The following is an 18,592-nucleotide window of genomic DNA, read 5'->3' on the forward strand; positions in this document are numbered from 1 at the left end:
TTTTCGAACGCAATAATTTTTTTGCAGATAAAAATGAAGGCATAGGGGTATGGGTGATGTGAGTTGTCTTGAGGACGAAACAACCCTTAAGACAATGACTAAACATTTTAAAACCCTACTATCTGCAATGTTTTTGGCTGGTGCCTGTATACTTACTTCATGCGATGAAGAAGATCCGGGACCACTGCAGGATAAGGAAAAAGATTATTCGCTGATCGATTTCGATCGCCTGGAAATGGGCAGTGACTTTCATATTAGCGTAGAGCAATCTAATATCTATAGTATTCATGTGGAGGGTGATCGCAGAAACCTTGATGATCTCGAAGTATATAAAGAGGGCAGCACACTCGTGATCAAGTATGAAGACAACGCAAACCGTAAGCACAACACGTATATAACGATCAAGATGCCGGAGCTGAACGGTGTAAATTTCTCAGGCGCGAGTGTATCTACTATAAAAGGATTTGAAAGCGACCATGATCTTGATTTCATTTTATCGGGTGCTTCCGATTGCCAGATTGATGCAGGCTATCGCGAACTGAATGTAGATATATCGGGTGCATCGCGTTTACGTCTCTATGGATTAGGTGATTCGATTGAGGGGAAAGTATCAGGGGCCTCTACTCTCTCTGCATTTGACTACCCCGTGCGCGAAGCAACGCTGGACGCATCTGGTGCCAGCAATGTAAAAGTAACGGTGTCTGATCAGCTCGAAGTTGTTGCCAGCGGAGGGAGCTCCGTGATATACCGTGGTAATCCTTCTGTGTCATCCAATGTATCCGGAGGAAGTACGGTTCAAAAGGACTGATCGTAAATTATATATAGCATTTTGAAAAAAGGGGTTCGCCCCTTTTTTCGTTTTCAGGGAGATGATAGAGCAGTATGAAAAAAGATTTGAAACTTTCAGGTCATTCATACAACCATTTTTAATAATTTACGTGAGAATAAATTTCTGGAGCCATTATCTGATTCCAAATTCGTAACGCCTATGTTCCTCGTATTTTAAGTTTGGTACGTCCAAGCACTTGCGTTTTGTGAGCTTCCGCTCCGGGAGCTGTCATGTTATTATTTTTTTCTTACGACTAAACTTATCCCCATGTCATTTAGTACGAAAGTCAATTCATTTATAAAATTATTTAAGAAAGCCATTAAAGGTGAGGAGCAGGAGTATACTTCGGGCAGTATAGATCGTGCTATATTTCTGCTTTCCATCCCAATGATCCTCGAGATGCTGATGGAATCATTGTTTGCTGTAGTCGATGTATACTTTGTAAGTCGTCTGCGCGATAATGATGCCGTAGCAACCATTGGCTTAACCGAGTCTGTATTAACCCTGATATACTCCATTGCAATCGGGTTGAGTATGGGGGCTACCGCCATGGTGGCACGCAGGGTAGGTGAGAAGGACATTCCTTCTGCGGAGGTTGCCGCAGCACAGGCTATATATATAGGCATCGGGTTGTCAGCACTGATCAGTGTGTCAGGAGTTTTCTTTGCAGACGATATACTGCGATTGATGGGGGCGAACGAGCGCCTCATAACAAACAACGTAGGATATACACGCTGGATGCTCGGCGGAAACATTACGATCATGATGTTGTTCCTGATCAACGCGGTTTTCAGAGGTGCCGGTGATGCCACTATCGCCATGCGTTCACTATGGGTAGCCAACATTCTGAACATGATACTCGGTCCGCTCTTTATATTTGGTGTAGGTCCGTTGCCCAAGCTTGGTGTAGAAGGTGCCGCTATCGCTACAACCATTGGTCGTGGTACAGGTGTGCTGTATCAGGTATATCATTTACTGAAAGGTAAAGGTATTCTCAGGTTGCATAGCGAGAATCTGCGAATCAAATGGGACATTATCGGGAAGTTGCTGAAAGTATCAGCCGGTGGCACCGGACAGTTTCTGATCAGTTCAGCAAGCTGGATCTTCCTGGTGCGCATCGTATCTGATTTCGGCAGTGCCGCATTGGCCGGCTATACTATTGCTATCCGCATCATTGTATTTGCTATACTGCCTGCATGGGGCATGGCGAATGCATCGGCAACACTGGTAGGTCAGAACCTGGGCGCAGGCCATCCTGATCGCGCAGAGAAGTCTGTGTGGCGAGCTGCATTTTTCAACATGTTGTTTTTAGGAATGGTAACGGTATTGTTTTTCAGTCTGGCCAATCCTATACTTCATTTCTTTACTACCGATGAGAAGGTGCTGGCCAATGGTATACAATGTCTGCAGGTGGTATCGCTGGGGTATATATTTTATGCGTACGGTATGGTGATCAACCAGTCGTTTAACGGAGCCGGTGATACGCGTACACCTACCATCATCAGCTTCTTTGGGTTCTGGATTTTTCAGATACCTTTTGCTTATTTCCTCGCTTCATGGATGGGCGTTGGGCCAGTAGGGGTATATACTGCGATAGCGGTTGCAGAATCGCTGATGGCTATTGTTGGTATTCTTATTTTCCGTCAGGGAAAATGGAAGGCTGTTAAGATATAGTGTAGATGTAAATGTAACGAGTCTTGTTAATCAACAAGACTCGTTTTTTATACTATATCTTCGTTTAAGGATTTCTCTTTTTAAAGGCGGCTTTAAAAGCATTGCCCAGTTCATCGCCTGCTTTCTTCAGGTTTTGTTCTACTTCTTTCCAGCGGTCGTTATTCTCAGCTTCCTGCTTGAGTTTTTCTGCTGATACTTTGAGCTCTTCCAGCTTCACTTCAAATTCCTGTCGCAGTCTTTCGCTGGCTTCGTTGAATTCTACCAGGAAATCATCTACACGTTTGCCGAAATTTTTAAATGATTTTTCAGCTCTTCCTTCTTCTTTGGGTTCCATAGGGTTAATGTTTTATACAACATACCAAAGATAATAGTAAGTATTTTAAAATGTTGGTTAGATTCAGTAAGTGCTTTGACGCGTTTTATCGTTGATAACTATATTTACGCAGATTTAGGTTAGCCATAATGGATTTTAATATTGATTTTTCGATGATCGACTTCATCGAAATGCGGAAACGTGATATTACGCGCGAGGAGATTGTAAGTATTTTGAACAACCGGAGCTCCTATTTTGAGCAAAATGAGGATTTTATTAACGTGCTGGGCTTTAGCATCAGAAGAAAATTCATTCCGATGGCCTATCGCGTTTCTAAAAATGCTAATTTTGAAATAGAAATCCTTCAAGTTGATTTGCCCTATGAAAAAGATATCAAACAAAACTGGTGCGGATTCTCCTGATGTGAAGAAAGACTATTTTGAAATTGTCCGTAATACTCCTCTTCATTTAAAAAGAAAATTCAGCATGACTGATTTTCATTCGATGATAGAAGCATTACGAGAACAACGTGAAAAAAAAATCTTAAATCTTACTGCATGTTAAGATTACTTATCTTTTTTATAGTTTTTAGTTTAACAGTATCAGCCTGCGGCTCATCCAAACATCATAAAAAACTGAAGCCCGGAAGACCAATTCCCTGTCCGCAAAAAGACTGCTGATGAATCTACGCAAAATCGTAATCGCTATAGACGGATACTCTGCCTGTGGTAAGAGTTCCACTGCCAAGGAAGTAGCCGCCATTCTCGGATATCGTTACATTGACTCGGGCGCTATGTACCGTGCAGTAACGTATTATTTTCAGGAGCACCATATATCGCTCACCAACCCGAAGGAGATAACCAAGGCGCTGGAGCAGATCCATATTTCATTCAAGGTAAATCAGAAAAACGGTACCGACACTTTTCTGAATGGTTTGAGTGTTGAGAAAGAGATACGCAAGATGCGTGTGTCTGAAATGGTAAGCCAGGTGAGTACAATTAAAGATGTGCGCACCGCGATGGTTGATCAGCAACGCAGGATGGGTAGAGAGCGCGGTATCATTATGGATGGACGCGACATCGGTACGGTTGTATTTCCTACGGCAGAACTTAAACTCTTTATGCAGGCCGAAATGAATGTAAGAGCCTTTCGCAGGCAACAGGAATTACTGGAACGCGGCCAACTGGTAGACCTAGATGATGTTATTGAAAACATTCGTCAACGGGATGAAATCGATACCACGCGTGCCGAGAGCCCGTTACGAAAAGCTGAGGATGCTATCGAAGTAGATACCACTTATGTTTCATTTGACGAGCAGGTGGATGAAGTGGTTCGACTCGCGCTTTCCAAAATTGTTATACCGGCTAATTAAAGTATTCGAGTTTTACGGAAATACATGTTGCCTTCCGTAATTTTGCTAAAGGAGAATAACGTATTCTTTATCCCGGTTATTCTACCCCCGCATCATGGAAAGCACGCTCAGACGAATCGTCCGCTATTTTTTTAGTGGCACACTGTTCATTGTTCCATTAGTCGCTACAGCCTACTTTATTTTTGTTGCATTCAGTTGGCTTGATAGTCTGCTTAAGCTGCCGTACCCGGGGCTGGGCTTTATTATCATCCTGTGCGCTATTACGATCTTCGGATACCTTACCACCAACTTTGCATTTAAGACTTTCACTACGTGGTTCGATCATCTTATGAATCGCATTCCGCTGGTGAAACTTATTTACTCATCGTTAAAAGACCTGCTCAATGCCTTCGTGGGCGACAAGAAAAAATTTAACAAGCCTGTGCTGGTGTTGATGAATGAAGAGAACAAACTATACCAGATCGGCTTTATAACGCAGGCTGACCTTTCTGAACTTGGCCTAGATGATATGGTGTCGGTTTACCTGCCTCATTCGTATGCAGTTTCCGGCTGGCACTATATTGTACCGAAGAGCCGCATCACACCGCTAAATATACCGGGACCAACAGCGATGAAATATATAGTGTCCGGTGGTGTGAGTGGATTTAAAGAAAACTACTAAAATAAAAATGGGTATCCGCTATATATACCGGATACCCATTAGAAATATAGTACTGGAAAACCAGTAGTTTTTAGAATCTGAACGTTACACCGCCAGATATAGGAGTAAGACCAATGCTTACTTCACCAAATACACCAATGTTTGGCTGGAAGAAATAGCGTGCACCAGCATATATACCGCTACGAACAGCACCATCATAGTCATCATCGTAAGCTGAGTTTGCGGGACCATCATAATTATAGCTTGATGCAACATAACCCAGGAATGCACCTGCGTATGGATCAAACTTTTTGTTGCTAACTCTCAGGAGTTTTGCAAAGTGATAAGAAGCACGTGCACCGAAATCAATGAAGTTATAAGTGTAATCGTAGTCATTTCCCAAGTAGCCGTAGTCGTGAGTCCAACGGGTATAGGCTAAATAACCACCACCGCTGATCTCATCTGTAAACGCATACTCCCCGTTAACACCAATGGTTGCAGCTAAGCCACTACCAGCGTAGTAATAACCAAGACCCAGGAATGGGCTTAGTAAGAATTGCCCTTTTTGAACTTGTTGTGCGGAAGCGTTGTAGCTTGAGAAAGAGATTAGCAGAAGCATAACTACTGCCAGAAAACGCATGTCTTTTTTCATAGAGTTTTTATTTGTGATAAAATTAAGCAAAGACTTTTAATGCCTGAAATTTAAACAGGAATGTATACACGTGTAAATTAAACCTGAAAAAAATCGACATACCCAAGTTTAGTCCGTTACTACGGTTAAACTATAGGACAAGTTTCAGACCAAAATGTTTTAACTGCTTAATTTATCACTCCGGAACCTACCAGGTCTTCACCCTCATACCAGGCTGCAAACTGGCCGGGGGTTATACTTTTCATTGGAGTATCGAAGATGATATAAAGTCCTTCTTCTTTTTTATGAAGGGTACACGGTGCCAGGGTTTGGCGATAACGAATACGCGCTGTGTACCGTGCGGACTCGCCAATGTTTAATTTCAGATCAGCTCGCACCCAATGTTCATCCTCATTCGGAATAAATAATCCTTTACGGTATAGGCCTGGATGTTCTTCACCCATGCCGGTATAGATAACATTTTCGTTTGTATCTGTACCAATCACAAACAACGGTTCAGCAAAGCCCCCCAGGTTTAAACCTCTGCGCTGTCCGATAGTATAGTAATGTGCACCGTTGTGCTCGCCTACTATATTACCCAGTGCGGGCTCAAAATGATAGGGTGCTGTTATTTGTTGAAGATCGTCTTTCTCAAAACCATTTTTAAACGCAACAGCATCGGCCGGTATATTTACCACACGTCCTTTGCGGGGCTGCAGGCGTTGTTGCAGAAAATCCGGTAAATGTACTTTACCAACAAAACACAACCCTTGCGAATCTTTTTTATCAGCTGTTACCAAACCTATCTCTTTCGCTATAGCGCGCACTTCCGGTTTCAGTAATTCCCCTATAGGAAACAGTGATCGCGACAGCTGCTCTTGCGTTAACTGGCAAAGGAAATAACTCTGATCTTTATTCGGATCTTTACCCGCCAGCAATTGATATACAGTCTTGCCGTCTTTTTCAACTTCTCCTCTACGGCAATAATGTCCGGTGGCTACATAGTCAGCACCAAGCTTCAAGGCAGCATTCAGAAAAACATCAAACTTTATTTCACGGTTACAGAGTACATCCGGGTTGGGAGTGCGGCCGCGTTGATACTCGGCAAACATATAGTCCACTATACGCGCTTTATACTCCGCACTTAGATCGATCGCCTGGAAAGGTATACCCAGGTGCTGTGCCACGATCATGGCATCATTACTATCATCCAGCCACGGGCATTCATTGCTGATAGTAACAGAGTCATCGTGCCAGTTCTTCATAAACATGCCGATCACTTCATAACCCTGCTCTTTCAGCAAGTATGCAGCTACGCTGGAGTCCACTCCACCTGATAGACCAACCACAACGCGTTTACCGAGTCCTTGCTTGGTGGCAGAGACACTTGTATTCGTGTTTGTTTGGGCTGTCGTATGGTTGGCTGTTGCGTTCATTATTTCTTAGAAGTGAGATTTTCGCTCAAAAGTTCATTTACAGTCTCATTAAACTTTTGAATTCCCTGCTCATAATAGAAACCGGTACCGGGTCCTGAGAAACCAGTATGTATCTTTTTTACTTTACCATCTTTACCAATAAAGATGGTGGTAGGGAATGCCACAACTTTGTTCAGCATGGGTAAAGTTTCAGCAGCTTGTGCTTTGTCGTTTGTGCCGGCAATGACAAAATCGTAACTAACTTTCAGTTTATCGATCATCTTCTTTACGCGACCACTCGCATAATCGAAGTCGGGTTTGCGTTCGTACGCAAGACCGATGATCTCCACCCCGCGTTTTTTATTTTCATTATACCAGGGTGAGAGGAACATTGTCTCATCCATACAATTCGGGCACCAGGTTCCGAACATCTGTAGTATAACTACTTTGTTTTTATACTTCTCGTCATTGAGCGTTACCGGATTACCGTTAACATCCGGGAACTTGAATTCAATGCGCTCGTAACCGGGCTTCAGATAGGTGAGTGATTCCGGATCAGGCAACGAAGCATTTTCATCTTTTATACCTTCCCAAAACTCCATGTGATTTTTTCCGGAGATAAACTCTCCTGTCAGGGAACCATCTTCTTTTTTCGTTGCACGGAATATATAGGCATGATTGCCATCGAAGGTACTGAGCTGCATCAGTCCGTTAACAACGTTGCCTTGTAAATAACGATAGTCACCGGTAGGTGTCAGAAATGTGCCGGTTACACTATCACCTTGTTGTTTAAATATACCTACAGCTTTCGTAGTATCGAATTCATGTGTAAAGGTTACAGCATATTTGCCGGTGAAGTCAGGAACATCTTTTTGATCCTTAACTTTTTCGAACCGGAACGTTTGTCCATACACCGCTGTAAACGCAATGTTGAAATCCTTTTCGTAGTTCTTGATGAATTCGCCCTGCAGCGTATCGCCTTTTATAGCAGCCTTAATGTTAGCATCGAAAATGTGAAGACCTATATTTACCGAATCGCCGGCAACATTTACTTCATCCAGTAATAAACGCTCATCGGCATTGCGCAGGTAAATATCATATCCGCCATCATCATCTTTAGCAAGTTCAAAATTGAAAGGCAATTGCTGGCCTTGTATTTCGATGGTTGCCCGCCACATGCCGGTTTTCAAAGTGTCGGGTGTTTCAGTTTTTTTACCGCAGGCCGCCAGTGCAAGGGTGGTGATAACAACGAGATATCTCCTCATGGATTTTTAGAATTTTATCAGATCACAAAAATGCTATAAATGATTAACAATTGGATGAGAAGTATGATTTTTGGTTCTTATTGATCGTTCAATCGTATGTTTTCTGATCTCAAAGTACTTGAACTGGCTTCGGTGCTGGCCGGGCCGAGTGTAGGGCAGTTCTTTGCCGAACTGGGTGCCGAGGTAATTAAGGTTGAAAATCCTGCTACCGGTGGCGATGTTACCCGTAGCTGGAAGCTGGCAGGCGAGCAGACAGACGATCGCTCTGCTTATTTCTGTTCCGTTAACTGGGGAAAGAAGTCTGTAGCATTAAACCTGGGCAATTCGCGCGATCGTGAAGTAGTATATAAACTGGTAAAGCAATCGGATATAGTCATCGCCAGCTATAAGCCCGGTGACGCAGAAAAACTGGGTGTTGATTATGAGTCATTGTCGTCTATGAACCCTCGCATCGTTTATGGTTTAATAACGGGCTACGGCCAGGATAACGCACGCGTTGGCTACGATGCCATTATACAGGCGGAGACAGGGTATATGTATATGAATGGCGAGCCGGGTGGTGCGTCATTAAAAATGCCGGTAGCACTTGTCGATGTACTGGCTGCGCATCATTTGAAAGAAGGTATATTGCTGGCGTTGTTGAATCGTGAACGAACAGGCAAGGGCGACCGTATAGCCGTATCGTTGATACAGGCTGCTGTTGCATCGCTGGTGAACCAGGCAACGAACTGGCTGGTGGCCGGAGTGCTGCCGCAGAAACAAGGCTCATCGCACCCGAATATAGCGCCTTATGGTGATGTGTTCAGAACGGCAGATGGTAAAGATATACTCCTGGCTGTAGGCAGCGACCGGCAGTTTCGTGATTTGTGTACGTTACTGGATATTGAAACGATTGCTGATGACGATCGCTTTAAAACCAATGCTGCACGTGTCGTTCATCGTGTGGAATTGAATTCTATTTTACAATCGCAGATGATCTTGAAGCACGCTGATGTATTGATGACATCGATACATGAATCAAAGATCCCGGCAGGCTTTATACAAAATATGCAGCAGGTTTTTGAAACGCCTGAAGCAAAAGCATTGTTGTTGGTACAACGTGGTATAGCCGGTGTGAGAAGTTTTGTTGCCCAGGGTGAAAACCTGAAGACGCAGTCTACATTAACAAGTCCTCCACACCTGGGTGAACATACACACGAAGTGACGCAACGTTTAGGATCGTAACAGACATGAGAGATATAGCAACACGTGCTGACATTGAATTGCTGGTGAATGAATTTTATGCGAAGGTGATGAGAGATGATTTGCTGGCTCCTGTATTTCAACATATAGATTTGCCGCATCACCTTCCGGTGTTGTATAATTTCTGGTCATCGGTTTTACTGGGCGATCAGAGTTACAAAAGCAATCCCTTTGAAAAGCATATCAACCTGCCGATTAATGCTACACATTTTGATCAATGGTTGTCACTTTTCATGAGCACGCTGGATGAACATTTTGCCGGAGAAAAAGCAACCGAGGCCAGGCAGCGGGCGCAGAGCATTGCCGGAATTTTTCAGCACAAGTTGGGGTTGTTAAAGTGAGTTTACACGGTGGTTTTGCCGCTGAACTGGCAAATCCGGGAACTCTGAACATTTAGCATTATTTTCGCACACCGAAGTGCAAACATTGAAAATGGTAACAGACGAAATTATAGTAAAAGCCACCGAGCGGCTTCATCAGAAAGGTTTCCTCAATATTCCGGTTGAAAAGGATGTTGACGTGGTCGCGGAGATCAACCGCCTGCGCAAGGAAAAGAATGCTGTGATTCTGGCGCACTATTATCAAACACCGGATATACAGGATATAGCGGATTATGTTGGTGATAGTCTTGGATTGTCTCAACAGGCTGCAGCTACTACTGCCGACATGATTGTTTTTGCAGGTGTTCACTTTATGGGTGAGACTGCGAAGATTCTCAATCCGCATAAAAAAGTTTTGTTACCGGATCTGAAAGCCGGATGCTCACTGGCCGAATCCGCACCGCCAGATCAATTCAGAAAATTCAAAGAGCAACATCCCGATCATATCGTAATCACCTATATTAACTGTACAGCCGAGATCAAGGCGATGAGTGATATCATCTGTACATCCGCTAATGCAGAAAAGATTGTTAACTCGGTACCGAAAGATCAACCGATCATATTTGCGCCTGATAAAAATTTAGGTCGCTATCTTATCAACAAGACCGGAAGAGATATGTTGTTGTGGGATGGCGCCTGCATTGTACACGAGGCCTTTGCTATTGATAAGTTACTTGAACTTCACAAGCAGCATCCGAATGCCAGGATTGTAGCGCACCCTGAATCAGAAACTCATATTCTGAAAGTAGCGAACTATATAGGATCTACAACGGGCATGATCAACTATGTGAAGAACGATTCTGCCTCCGAATATATCATTGCCACCGAGGCGGGTATACTTCACCAGATGTCGAAAGAAGTTCCGCATAAAAGTCTTATACCGGCTCCCAGCCACGAAGACAACACCTGCGCCTGCAGCGAGTGTGCCTTTATGCGTATGAATACTATGGAGAAACTATATCTTTGTTTAAAGTATGAACTGCCGGAAATTATAGTGCCGGAAGACATACGCAAAAAAGCATTGATACCAATTCAGCGTATGCTGGAAATCTCTAAAAGCTAAACATGCCGCAGACTGACGTTCTTATTATAGGCTCGGGTATAGCCGGGCTTTCGTTTGCCATTAAAACCGCGAGACGTTTTCCGGAGCAATCCATAACGGTTATTACCAAAGCAGACGACAGCGAGTCCAATACAAAATATGCACAAGGCGGTATAGCTGTGGTGCTGGATGAAATCACCGACTCATTCGATAAACATATAGAGGATACGTTACGTGCAGGCGATGGCTTGTGCGACCGCGAGGTGGTAGAGCTGGTAGTAAAGGAAGGACCCGATCGTTTACTCGAAATTATACAATGGGGTGTTGAGTTTGACCAGGATGAATCAGGCAACCTCGCACTCGCGAAAGAAGGTGGCCACACCGCCAAACGCATCATTCACTATAAAGATATAACAGGCTGGCAAATTGAGCAGGCGCTGTTGAGAGAGGTGAGTACATTAACAAACATTACTGTACTGTCTCATCACTTCTCGATTGATCTTATTACAGAACACCATTTCAAAAGCAGAATATCACAACCACAGCCGGGCATTACGTGCTATGGTGCTTACGTTATGGATCAGTATACCTGCAAGATTGAAAAATATACATCGAAGGTAACGTTGCTGGCCACAGGTGGTTCCGGACAAGTATACCGCACCACGACTAATCCATTGATTGCAACAGGCGATGGTGTGGCGATGGCCTATCGTGCCATGGCACGTGTTCGCGATATGGAGTTTGTACAATTCCATCCGACCGCATTTTATTCGAAAGATGATAATCCATCGTTCCTTATCACCGAAGCTATACGCGGGCATGGTGCATACCTGCGTGCGAAAGATGGCGAGCGCTTCATGTTCAAGCATGATGAACGTGGCGAGCTGGCATCACGCGACATCGTGGCACAGGCAATCGATAATGAACTGATTACACGAGGAGATGAATGTGTATACCTTGATTGTACACATTTACCGAAAGAAGATTTTATATCGCACTTCCCGAATATATATGAGAAGTGTTTGAGTAAAGGTATCGATATAACCCGTGAAATGATTCCGGTGGTACCTGCTGCGCATTACCAGTGTGGAGGTATAGATGTGGATACGTTCGGAAGAACATCGATTACAAACCTGTATGCTTGTGGCGAATGCTCACGTACGGGGTTGCATGGTGCCAACCGACTCGCCTCTAATTCTTTATTGGAAGCTATTGTGTTTGCTCACCGTTGTTTTGTTGATGTTGAGAAGAAGCTTCACGCGATATCAGTATCGCAGAGTATACCGGAGTGGAATGCAGAAGGTACAACGGTTCCGCGCGAGCAGATACTCATTACGCACAACCGGAAAGAGCTGCGCGACCTGATGAGCGATTATGTTGCTATAGTTCGCTCGAATGAGCGCCTGCAACGCGCATTAAAAAGAATTGACGTGCTATACCATGAAACCGAAAAGCTGTATGATGAAGCTGTGCTCTCACCGCAACTTTGTGAGTTGAGAAACCTCATCACCATTGCGTATGTGATTACCAAGCAGTCGCTGGAGCGAAAGGAAAATCGCGGAGGTTTCTACAACGTAGACCTTACACGCAGCAAGCACGCGCACTAATTCTATTTTTTCTCTTCTATCATTTTCTGAATCGCGAGGTATTCATCGCGAAGCTTAGCGGCTTCCATGAACTCAAGCTCTTTGGCAGCTTTCTCCATGGCTTTACGTGTGCGTTCAGCCATTTTGTTAAGTTCATCTTTGCTCAGGTAGGCTACTACCGGATCAGCCGCTAATGTTGCTTCTTCATTCTCTACGTAGTAATTACGAGTAGACTTTTTCGAATCCGCCACTTTGGTTTGCCCCAGAATAGCTTCTTTGGATTTCAGTACAGTCTTCGGTGTAATACCGTTCGCTTTGTTATAGTCTATCTGGATCTTTCTTCTTCGGTTCGTCTCTTCAATGGCAACCTGCATGGACTCCGTAATGTTATCGGCATACATAATTACCCTTCCGTTTGCGTTTCGTGCAGCGCGACCAATGGTCTGCACCAATGAACGCTGGTTACGAAGGAAACCTTCTTTGTCAGCATCCAATATAGCGACAAGCGATACTTCTGGAAGATCAAGACCTTCACGCAGCAGGTTGACTCCTACCAATACATCATATACTCCCAAACGCAGTTCACGCAACAGCTCGACACGTTCCAGCGTATGTACTTCCGAATGTATATACCGGCATTTGATGCCGACACGATCCATATATTTAGTAAGTTCTTCGGCCATGCGTTTGGTAAGCGTTGTTACCAGTACGCGTTCATTTTTCTTGACACGCTCATCGATCTCTTCGAGTAAATCATCAATCTGGTTTTTGCTCGGACGTACATCAATCTCTGGGTCAAGAAGTCCTGTAGGACGAATCAATTGTTCAACTACAACACCTTCCGATTTACGCAGTTCATATTCCGCAGGAGTAGCACTTACATAAACGGATTGATTAATCAACGCTTCAAATTCATTGAAGGTAAGCGGCCGGTTATCCAACGCAGAGGGTAGACGAAAACCATAGTCTACAAGATTTACTTTGCGCGAGCGATCGCCTCCCCACATGGCCCTGACCTGCGGAATGGTAACGTGGCTTTCATCAATCACGAGTAGAAAATCATCCGGAAAATAATCAATGAGACAGAAGGGGCGTGCGCCTGGCAAGCGTCTGTCGAAGTAGCGAGAGTAATTTTCTATACCGGAGCAGTATCCTAACTCGCGCATCATCTCAAGATCAAACTCGGTGCGTTCCTTCAGTCGCTTGGCTTCCAGGTGACGTAGCTCAGTCTCAAACATTTTTACCTGTGCCACCATGTCGTCCTGTATCTCGTGGATGGCCTGATTCAGAAGAGATTTACCGGTAACAAAGAGGTTGGCCGGAAATATAGTCACCACTTTCTCATCGGATATTTTTTTGCCGCTATACGGATCGATGCGTTGTATCGATTCAATTTCATCGCCCCAGAAATATATACGGATGGCGTAATCCGCGTACGCGAGAAACACATCTACCGTATCGCCCTTTACACGGAATGTACCGCGTTTGAATTCAAGTTCGGTGCGGTGATAGAGTATATCTACCAATGCGAATAGTAATTTATTCCGAGGGATAACTTCACCTGCTTTTAGTTTGATAACATTCTTTCCAAATTCCTCGGGGTTTCCAATACCATAGATACACGATACGGATGCCACGACTATAACATCTCTGCGACCGGTGAGGAGCGAGGAGGTAGCACTCAATCGCAGTTTCTCGATCTCTTCATTAATTGAAAGATCTTTCTCAATATATAGGTTGGAGGAAGGTATAAATGCTTCAGGCTGATAATAATCGTAGTACGATATAAAATACTCGACAGCGTTCTCCGGAAAGAATTGTTTGAATTCACCATAAAGCTGTGCGGCAAGTGTTTTATTGTGGCTCAATACCAACGTAGGCCTGTTACACTGTGCAATAACGTTGGCCACAGTAAATGTCTTACCCGAACCCGTTACACCGAGTAATGTCTGGTGTGCTTCACCATCGTTAAGACCTTGTACTAGTTTTTTTATAGCCTGAGGCTGATCACCGGTAGGTACGTATTCACTGCTGAGTTTGAAATCCATAGGGGAAATTAACCGTTATCTGTTAATAGTTAATCGCCAGTGCTTTGAAATAGTTCATCCGTATTTTTTAATGAGCAAAGGCGAAATAGAGTTTAACGAACATAGCCGTACCGTTGTTTCCTTATCGGGAAAAAAAGAAGAGTCGCCTTTCGGGCGACTCTTCTTTTTTTTGTTATCCGGTTATTCGTTAATGGTTATCCGTCTCTAAAGATTGTTAAACGATTAACGTTAGTTATTCCATATTGTCCACGACTTCTCTGCTTGCACATGCAGCATTTCCAAACCGTTCTTGATTGTTGCTCCTCGCATTTCAGACTTTTGTAAGAACAATGTACGAGCCGGGTTATAGATCAGGTCGTATACATAATGCTCGCTGCCGATGTGTTCGTAGTTGATCGGAGGCATTGCTTCTGTCTTTGGACTCATACCCAGCGGAGTGGTGTTGATGATGAGTTTGGAGCTGGTGGTGATGGTAGGATCTTTCTCCAGATCTTCGTAAGTAAAAACGCCTTTCCTGGCTTCGCGTGATACAAGTTTATAGTCGATTTTCAATTTCTTCAACGCCTCCTGTACGGCTTTTGATGATCCACCAGTACCGAGTATCAGCGCGTTGAACGTTTTGTCTTTAGGAAGCCACTTCTCTAATGTCTCATGAAATGCATCGGAGTCTGTGTTGAAGCCTTTCAGTTTACCGTCTTTGATCTTGATAACATTTACGGCACCGATCTTCTTGGCAAAACCGTCTACTTCATCGAGGTATTTCAAGACTTGCTCTTTGTACGGGATGGTGACATTGAGACCAGTGAGACCTTTGGTTTCTTTCAAAAGAGTTTCTATCTCTGTGATGTTGCCTAACGGAAATAATTCGTAACGATAGTCACGCAGACCTTCGCGAAAAAATTTCTCATCAAAATATGACTTTGAGAACGAATGACTAACCGTTCCTCCGATTAGTCCGAATACTTTTTCCATGTTAGATGTTTGTTTTAAATCTTGCTGTTATTCTTTCTACTAAAACCACTATAAATACACCGAGTGCTACCATGAGTATAGCCTGAAGAACCAGCGGGTCTTTTCCGGTTATGGTAACATAATCCCAAGGTAAAACACTCTTTTCTGCTACCGGCACTTGTTCGCCCGAGCCGTTGGTAACGTACCTCAAAACCTGCCTCCACGGCCATACTTTGTTTAGAGAGCCCAACATGAACCCGGTCATCAAAGCTACGGCCGTATTATAATATCTATTCATCACCCAGGTTAAAATCCGGGAGAAGCCCATTAAACCTATAGCTCCACCCAGTAAGAAGGTGATCAATACTATACCATTAAATTTTGATACCGCATTGATAACCGCCTGGTAGCGATTGATGAGCACCAGTAAAAATGCTCCTGATACACCGGGTATCAACATGCCTCCACTACATAAAATACCGGCTACAAAAATCATCCAGAGGGCAGCCGGCAGTTGTAATGAATTAAGTCGTGTTAATGCGTACATGATTACAATGCCCAGTAAAAAACTGAACACTGTGCCCATACTCCACTTGGTAATTTTGCGCAGGGCGAGGGGAGCAGCCATCAGAATTACACCAAAGAAAAATGACCAGAGCTGTATGTGATAGTGACGCAGCAGGTAGGCCATGGTGGGGGCCAGCAGAAATATACTGGTAAAAATCCCTGCAAATACAGTGGTCAGGAAATTACCATGAATCTTCTTCCAGAAATCGGCAAGGCGGAATTTCAGCAGAAGCTGAAAAGCTTCGCGGTCAATAGCACGAATTGAACGCAGAAGGTCCTGATATATACCCGTAATAAACGCTACGGAGCCTCCGGAGATTCCTGGGATGACATCCACTGCTCCCATGCTTAGTCCTTTTACATAGAGGAGAATATAATCCAGTGGTTTCTTCAATACGCTGTTTGCTTAGTCGATTTCAAAAGGCGGTGCAGTGTTTGTGTTCTTCTTTTCTATACCGAGAAAATGTAAAAAGGTATCACCGCGTAATCCAAGACGGATGGTTTCGAGCGGAATAACTTCTTCCGGAGCAATGTTTCCTAAGTTTACATTGGCACCCAACAATTTTATAAACCACACCTGCTGTGCCTTCTGAGGAGCTTCCCAGATTATTTTTTCGAACGGAATCTTCGTTAATATCTCCTGCACCAGTCCGGAACGAACTTCACCTGATGAGCGGAATAAACCAACATTACCACCTTCGCGTGCTTCACCAATAACTTTCCAGGCACCGGCATCAAGTTCTTTTTGCATGAGTTCAATCCATTGATAAGGCGGAATGATCTTGTCTGCATCTTTAGACCCTACTTCTGAAAGTACGGTTACCTGTTCTGAAAGTTTTGTAATGTAGTCGCATTTCTTGTCATGGTCAATATCCATTGAACCATCTGATACTTCTGCGAACGACATATCGAATTTATCGAGCAGTCTCCGGTAATCATCAAACTGATTCCGGATTACAAATGCTTCGAAGAGTGTACCTCCGAAATAAACCGGTAAGCCTGCCTCTTTAAAGACCTGAAGTTTTTCTTTGAGCTTTGGAGTGACAAATGATGTAGCCCATCCCAGTTTTACGATATCGACATGATCCGCACAGGTACTCACAAAATCTTCAGCTTGGCGGATACTCAGGCCTTTATCCATGGCCATGGTAAAACCGAATTGCCTGGGCTTTTTGGTACGCTCAGGCAAATTGTTAAGGTCGTAATTCATTAATTATTGTCTTTTCTAAACTGCTCAATGATCTTATACAGAGCCTTTTGTGTTTCCATTTTCGGAAAGAAGTCAAATAAGGCTGTGTGACCATCGAAGTCCAAAATTAAGGCATTTTCCAAATAATTAAAGGCCTCTTTAAAACGACCTGATTCTATGAGGTATACCGTCATGCGGTAGAAAAGCTCCGCATCGTCTGGAATTTCTTCAAAACCAGTTAATAACGTGTCTATCGCCTTTTCGTGATCGCCTTGTTCATAATAAATAAACGACCAGTTGAGCCATATTTCTTTGTCGTTCGGATCAAGCTTGCTCGCTTCTTCATACGCATCTATACTCGATACGGTATTACCAACCTTAAACTCAGCGTGAGCTACAGCTTTCCAGTATTCTGAATTTTCAGGATGAATCTTTAAAGCTTTGTTATAAAAATGAAGAGCCTGATACCACTTCTCCTGTTTTTCAAGACAGGCACCGGCACCAAACCATGCTTCATCATATAAGGTGTCAAGCTTGGATGCTTTTTGGAAATATTTTAATCCTAATTCGTACTGCTCCAGACTTTCGTATGCCGCACCGAGGCAACAGTATACTTCGGGACTCGGACCTTCCAGATCAATTGTTTTTCTGAACGCATCCAATGCCTTGGTATACTCACCCATGTTCATATAGGTGTTACCCGTGTTGAAGTGTGCAGAGGCAAATGATTCATCAATAGTTATAGCATAGTCGTACGCATGAAGTGCTTCTTCGTACTTCTCCAGTTTATTATATACGATACCCAAATTATACCAGGCCGCAGCCGAGTACGGATCTTCGTCTATAAATTTCTGATAGTATTCTATGCTGCTTTCAAGTTGTCCGGTTACATCGAGGCAGAACGCAAGTTCATATAGCGCACCATCGTGATTGATGTTGATCTCGATCGCTTTTTTATAAGCATCGATGGCTTGCGTATAGTGTTCCATACTTTGATAGGCCAAACCGATGTTATAGTATACCTCATCTTTGTCGTCTGCAAAGTTGAGAGCCTGCTCAAAGTTTTCGATTGCTTCTTTATGATTTCCTTTTAATGAAAGGATAGATCCTTTTGTTAAAAATATTTCCGGATCGTTAGGTTGAAGAGCATGAGCCTGATCAAGTAAGTCAAGTGCTTCGGTATACTCTTCTAAATTAGAAAGTATCTGTGCCTTAACGGTGATCAGTTCAGTTGAAAAAGGATATTGACTGATGGCCTGGTTAACAGCCTGCAATGCTTTATTATACTTGCCACGGAACATATAAAAATCAATGATCTGTTCGTAGGCATCTAAATCAAAAAACTCGGCTTTCTTTTTTCGGAGATGGTCTTCAAATCTTCTAATCAGCTCGTTTCCTTCTTCTTCTCGTTTGCGGTATTCTCTCGCCATGTATTAAAAGGTTTTCCT

At 43.5% G+C, this 18,592-nt stretch carries 18 protein-coding genes; 9 read left to right on the forward strand and 9 right to left on the reverse strand.

Going from position 1 to position 18,592, the window contains the following annotated elements; all coding sequences use genetic code 11:
- Nucleotides 1–127: 127 nt before the first annotated feature.
- On the forward strand, nucleotides 128–808 hold the full coding sequence (locus ACFQ21_RS28945) for a head GIN domain-containing protein (protein ID WP_377586041.1): 681 nt from the start codon (nucleotides 128–130) through the stop codon (nucleotides 806–808).
- Nucleotides 809–1,096: 288 nt separating this feature from the next.
- Nucleotides 1,097–2,503, forward strand: a complete 1,407-nt coding sequence (locus ACFQ21_RS28950; RefSeq protein ID WP_377586043.1) for an MATE family efflux transporter — start codon at nucleotides 1,097–1,099, stop codon at nucleotides 2,501–2,503.
- 64 nt (nucleotides 2,504–2,567) lie between these two features.
- Here the strand turns inward: ACFQ21_RS28950 and ACFQ21_RS28955 are convergent, their stop codons facing one another.
- Entirely contained in the window at nucleotides 2,568–2,837 is a 270-nt protein-coding gene (locus tag ACFQ21_RS28955) for a hypothetical protein (RefSeq protein WP_377586045.1), read from the reverse strand.
- Nucleotides 2,838–2,965: 128 nt separating this feature from the next.
- On the opposite strand from ACFQ21_RS28955, the gene ACFQ21_RS28960 reads away from it, so the two are divergent.
- From ACFQ21_RS28960 to ACFQ21_RS28970, 3 genes are all read left to right on the forward strand, one after another.
- The gene (locus ACFQ21_RS28960; RefSeq protein ID WP_377586047.1) at nucleotides 2,966–3,238 is read left to right on the forward strand and encodes a hypothetical protein; all 273 of its coding nucleotides are present in this window, start codon (nucleotides 2,966–2,968) and stop codon (nucleotides 3,236–3,238) included.
- A gap of 257 nt (nucleotides 3,239–3,495) precedes the next feature.
- Nucleotides 3,496–4,188 (forward strand): (d)CMP kinase, encoded by a 693-nt coding sequence (gene cmk, locus ACFQ21_RS28965; protein WP_377586049.1) that lies wholly within the window; start codon nucleotides 3,496–3,498, stop codon nucleotides 4,186–4,188.
- A 94-nt stretch (nucleotides 4,189–4,282) separates the two neighbouring features.
- The gene (locus ACFQ21_RS28970) at nucleotides 4,283–4,849 is read left to right on the forward strand and encodes a DUF502 domain-containing protein (protein ID WP_377586051.1); all 567 of its coding nucleotides are present in this window, start codon (nucleotides 4,283–4,285) and stop codon (nucleotides 4,847–4,849) included.
- A 70-nt stretch (nucleotides 4,850–4,919) separates the two neighbouring features.
- Here the strand turns inward: ACFQ21_RS28970 and ACFQ21_RS28975 are convergent, their stop codons facing one another.
- From ACFQ21_RS28975 to ACFQ21_RS28985, 3 genes are all read right to left on the reverse strand, one after another.
- On the reverse strand, nucleotides 4,920–5,480 hold the full coding sequence (locus ACFQ21_RS28975; protein WP_377586053.1) for an outer membrane beta-barrel protein: 561 nt from the start codon (nucleotides 5,478–5,480) through the stop codon (nucleotides 4,920–4,922).
- Between the two features lie 167 nt (nucleotides 5,481–5,647).
- On the reverse strand, nucleotides 5,648–6,895 hold the full coding sequence (gene mnmA / locus ACFQ21_RS28980; protein ID WP_377586055.1) for a tRNA 2-thiouridine(34) synthase MnmA: 1,248 nt from the start codon (nucleotides 6,893–6,895) through the stop codon (nucleotides 5,648–5,650).
- Entirely contained in the window at nucleotides 6,895–8,139 is a 1,245-nt protein-coding gene (locus ACFQ21_RS28985; RefSeq protein WP_377586057.1) for a TlpA disulfide reductase family protein, read from the reverse strand. Before ACFQ21_RS28985 ends, mnmA begins: the two co-directional genes overlap by 1 nt.
- 96 nt (nucleotides 8,140–8,235) lie before the next feature.
- Between ACFQ21_RS28985 and ACFQ21_RS28990 the strand changes: the two genes are divergently transcribed.
- The 4 genes from ACFQ21_RS28990 (at nucleotide 8,236) to nadB (ending at nucleotide 12,410) form a co-directional block, all read left to right on the forward strand.
- Entirely contained in the window at nucleotides 8,236–9,363 is a 1,128-nt protein-coding gene (locus tag ACFQ21_RS28990; RefSeq protein ID WP_377586059.1) for a CaiB/BaiF CoA transferase family protein, read from the forward strand.
- A gap of 5 nt (nucleotides 9,364–9,368) precedes the next feature.
- On the forward strand, nucleotides 9,369–9,722 hold the full coding sequence (locus ACFQ21_RS28995) for a group III truncated hemoglobin (protein WP_377586061.1): 354 nt from the start codon (nucleotides 9,369–9,371) through the stop codon (nucleotides 9,720–9,722).
- Nucleotides 9,723–9,813: 91 nt separating this feature from the next.
- The gene (gene nadA / locus ACFQ21_RS29000) at nucleotides 9,814–10,824 is read left to right on the forward strand and encodes a quinolinate synthase NadA (protein ID WP_377586664.1); all 1,011 of its coding nucleotides are present in this window, start codon (nucleotides 9,814–9,816) and stop codon (nucleotides 10,822–10,824) included.
- A gap of 2 nt (nucleotides 10,825–10,826) precedes the next feature.
- Nucleotides 10,827–12,410 (forward strand): L-aspartate oxidase, encoded by a 1,584-nt coding sequence (gene nadB, locus ACFQ21_RS29005; RefSeq protein WP_377586063.1) that lies wholly within the window; start codon nucleotides 10,827–10,829, stop codon nucleotides 12,408–12,410.
- A gap of 2 nt (nucleotides 12,411–12,412) precedes the next feature.
- On the opposite strand, the gene uvrB is transcribed toward nadB, so the two are convergent.
- From uvrB to ACFQ21_RS29030, 5 genes are all read right to left on the reverse strand, one after another.
- On the reverse strand, nucleotides 12,413–14,437 hold the full coding sequence (gene uvrB, locus ACFQ21_RS29010) for an excinuclease ABC subunit UvrB (RefSeq protein ID WP_377586065.1): 2,025 nt from the start codon (nucleotides 14,435–14,437) through the stop codon (nucleotides 12,413–12,415).
- A gap of 228 nt (nucleotides 14,438–14,665) precedes the next feature.
- On the reverse strand, nucleotides 14,666–15,409 hold the full coding sequence (locus ACFQ21_RS29015; protein WP_377586067.1) for a shikimate dehydrogenase family protein: 744 nt from the start codon (nucleotides 15,407–15,409) through the stop codon (nucleotides 14,666–14,668).
- Nucleotide 15,410: 1 nt separating this feature from the next.
- Nucleotides 15,411–16,349, reverse strand: coding sequence for a DUF368 domain-containing protein (locus ACFQ21_RS29020; protein WP_377586069.1), 939 nt, complete (start codon nucleotides 16,347–16,349; stop codon nucleotides 15,411–15,413).
- A gap of 12 nt (nucleotides 16,350–16,361) precedes the next feature.
- Nucleotides 16,362–17,165: a phosphosulfolactate synthase gene (locus tag ACFQ21_RS29025; protein WP_377586071.1), complete on the reverse strand. Its 804-nt coding sequence runs from the start codon at nucleotides 17,163–17,165 to the stop codon at nucleotides 16,362–16,364.
- Entirely contained in the window at nucleotides 17,165–18,574 is a 1,410-nt protein-coding gene (locus ACFQ21_RS29030; protein ID WP_377586073.1) for a tetratricopeptide repeat protein, read from the reverse strand. Before ACFQ21_RS29030 ends, ACFQ21_RS29025 begins: the two co-directional genes overlap by 1 nt.
- Nucleotides 18,575–18,592: the final 18 nt, after the last annotated feature.

The organism is Ohtaekwangia kribbensis (genome assembly GCF_042676245.1).
Taxonomy (GTDB): Bacteria; Bacteroidota; Bacteroidia; order Cytophagales; family Cyclobacteriaceae; genus Ohtaekwangia; species Ohtaekwangia kribbensis.

Excerpts from the sequence above, each read along its gene's own strand:
- nadA (WP_377586664.1), top strand. The coding sequence starts at position 9,814 with ATGGTAACAGACGAAATTATAGTAAAAGCCACCGAGCGGCTTCATCAG.
- nadB (WP_377586063.1), top strand. The coding sequence starts at position 10,827 with ATGCCGCAGACTGACGTTCTTATTATAGGCTCGGGTATAGCCGGGCTT.
- ACFQ21_RS29025 (WP_377586071.1), bottom strand. The coding sequence starts at position 17,165 with ATGAATTACGACCTTAACAATTTGCCTGAGCGTACCAAAAAGCCCAGG.
- ACFQ21_RS29015 (WP_377586067.1), bottom strand. The coding sequence starts at position 15,409 with ATGGAAAAAGTATTCGGACTAATCGGAGGAACGGTTAGTCATTCGTTC.
- ACFQ21_RS28990 (WP_377586059.1), top strand. The coding sequence starts at position 8,236 with ATGTTTTCTGATCTCAAAGTACTTGAACTGGCTTCGGTGCTGGCCGGG.
- ACFQ21_RS28960 (WP_377586047.1), top strand. The coding sequence starts at position 2,966 with ATGGATTTTAATATTGATTTTTCGATGATCGACTTCATCGAAATGCGG.
- ACFQ21_RS28995 (WP_377586061.1), top strand. The coding sequence starts at position 9,369 with ATGAGAGATATAGCAACACGTGCTGACATTGAATTGCTGGTGAATGAA.
- ACFQ21_RS28975 (WP_377586053.1), bottom strand. The coding sequence starts at position 5,480 with ATGAAAAAAGACATGCGTTTTCTGGCAGTAGTTATGCTTCTGCTAATC.
- mnmA (WP_377586055.1), bottom strand. The coding sequence starts at position 6,895 with ATGAACGCAACAGCCAACCATACGACAGCCCAAACAAACACGAATACA.
- ACFQ21_RS28950 (WP_377586043.1), top strand. The coding sequence starts at position 1,097 with ATGTCATTTAGTACGAAAGTCAATTCATTTATAAAATTATTTAAGAAA.
- ACFQ21_RS28970 (WP_377586051.1), top strand. The coding sequence starts at position 4,283 with ATGGAAAGCACGCTCAGACGAATCGTCCGCTATTTTTTTAGTGGCACA.
- ACFQ21_RS29030 (WP_377586073.1), bottom strand. The coding sequence starts at position 18,574 with ATGGCGAGAGAATACCGCAAACGAGAAGAAGAAGGAAACGAGCTGATT.
- ACFQ21_RS28955 (WP_377586045.1), bottom strand. The coding sequence starts at position 2,837 with ATGGAACCCAAAGAAGAAGGAAGAGCTGAAAAATCATTTAAAAATTTC.
- ACFQ21_RS28985 (WP_377586057.1), bottom strand. The coding sequence starts at position 8,139 with ATGAGGAGATATCTCGTTGTTATCACCACCCTTGCACTGGCGGCCTGC.
- cmk (WP_377586049.1), top strand. The coding sequence starts at position 3,496 with ATGAATCTACGCAAAATCGTAATCGCTATAGACGGATACTCTGCCTGT.
- ACFQ21_RS28945 (WP_377586041.1), top strand. The coding sequence starts at position 128 with ATGTTTTTGGCTGGTGCCTGTATACTTACTTCATGCGATGAAGAAGAT.
- uvrB (WP_377586065.1), bottom strand. The coding sequence starts at position 14,437 with ATGGATTTCAAACTCAGCAGTGAATACGTACCTACCGGTGATCAGCCT.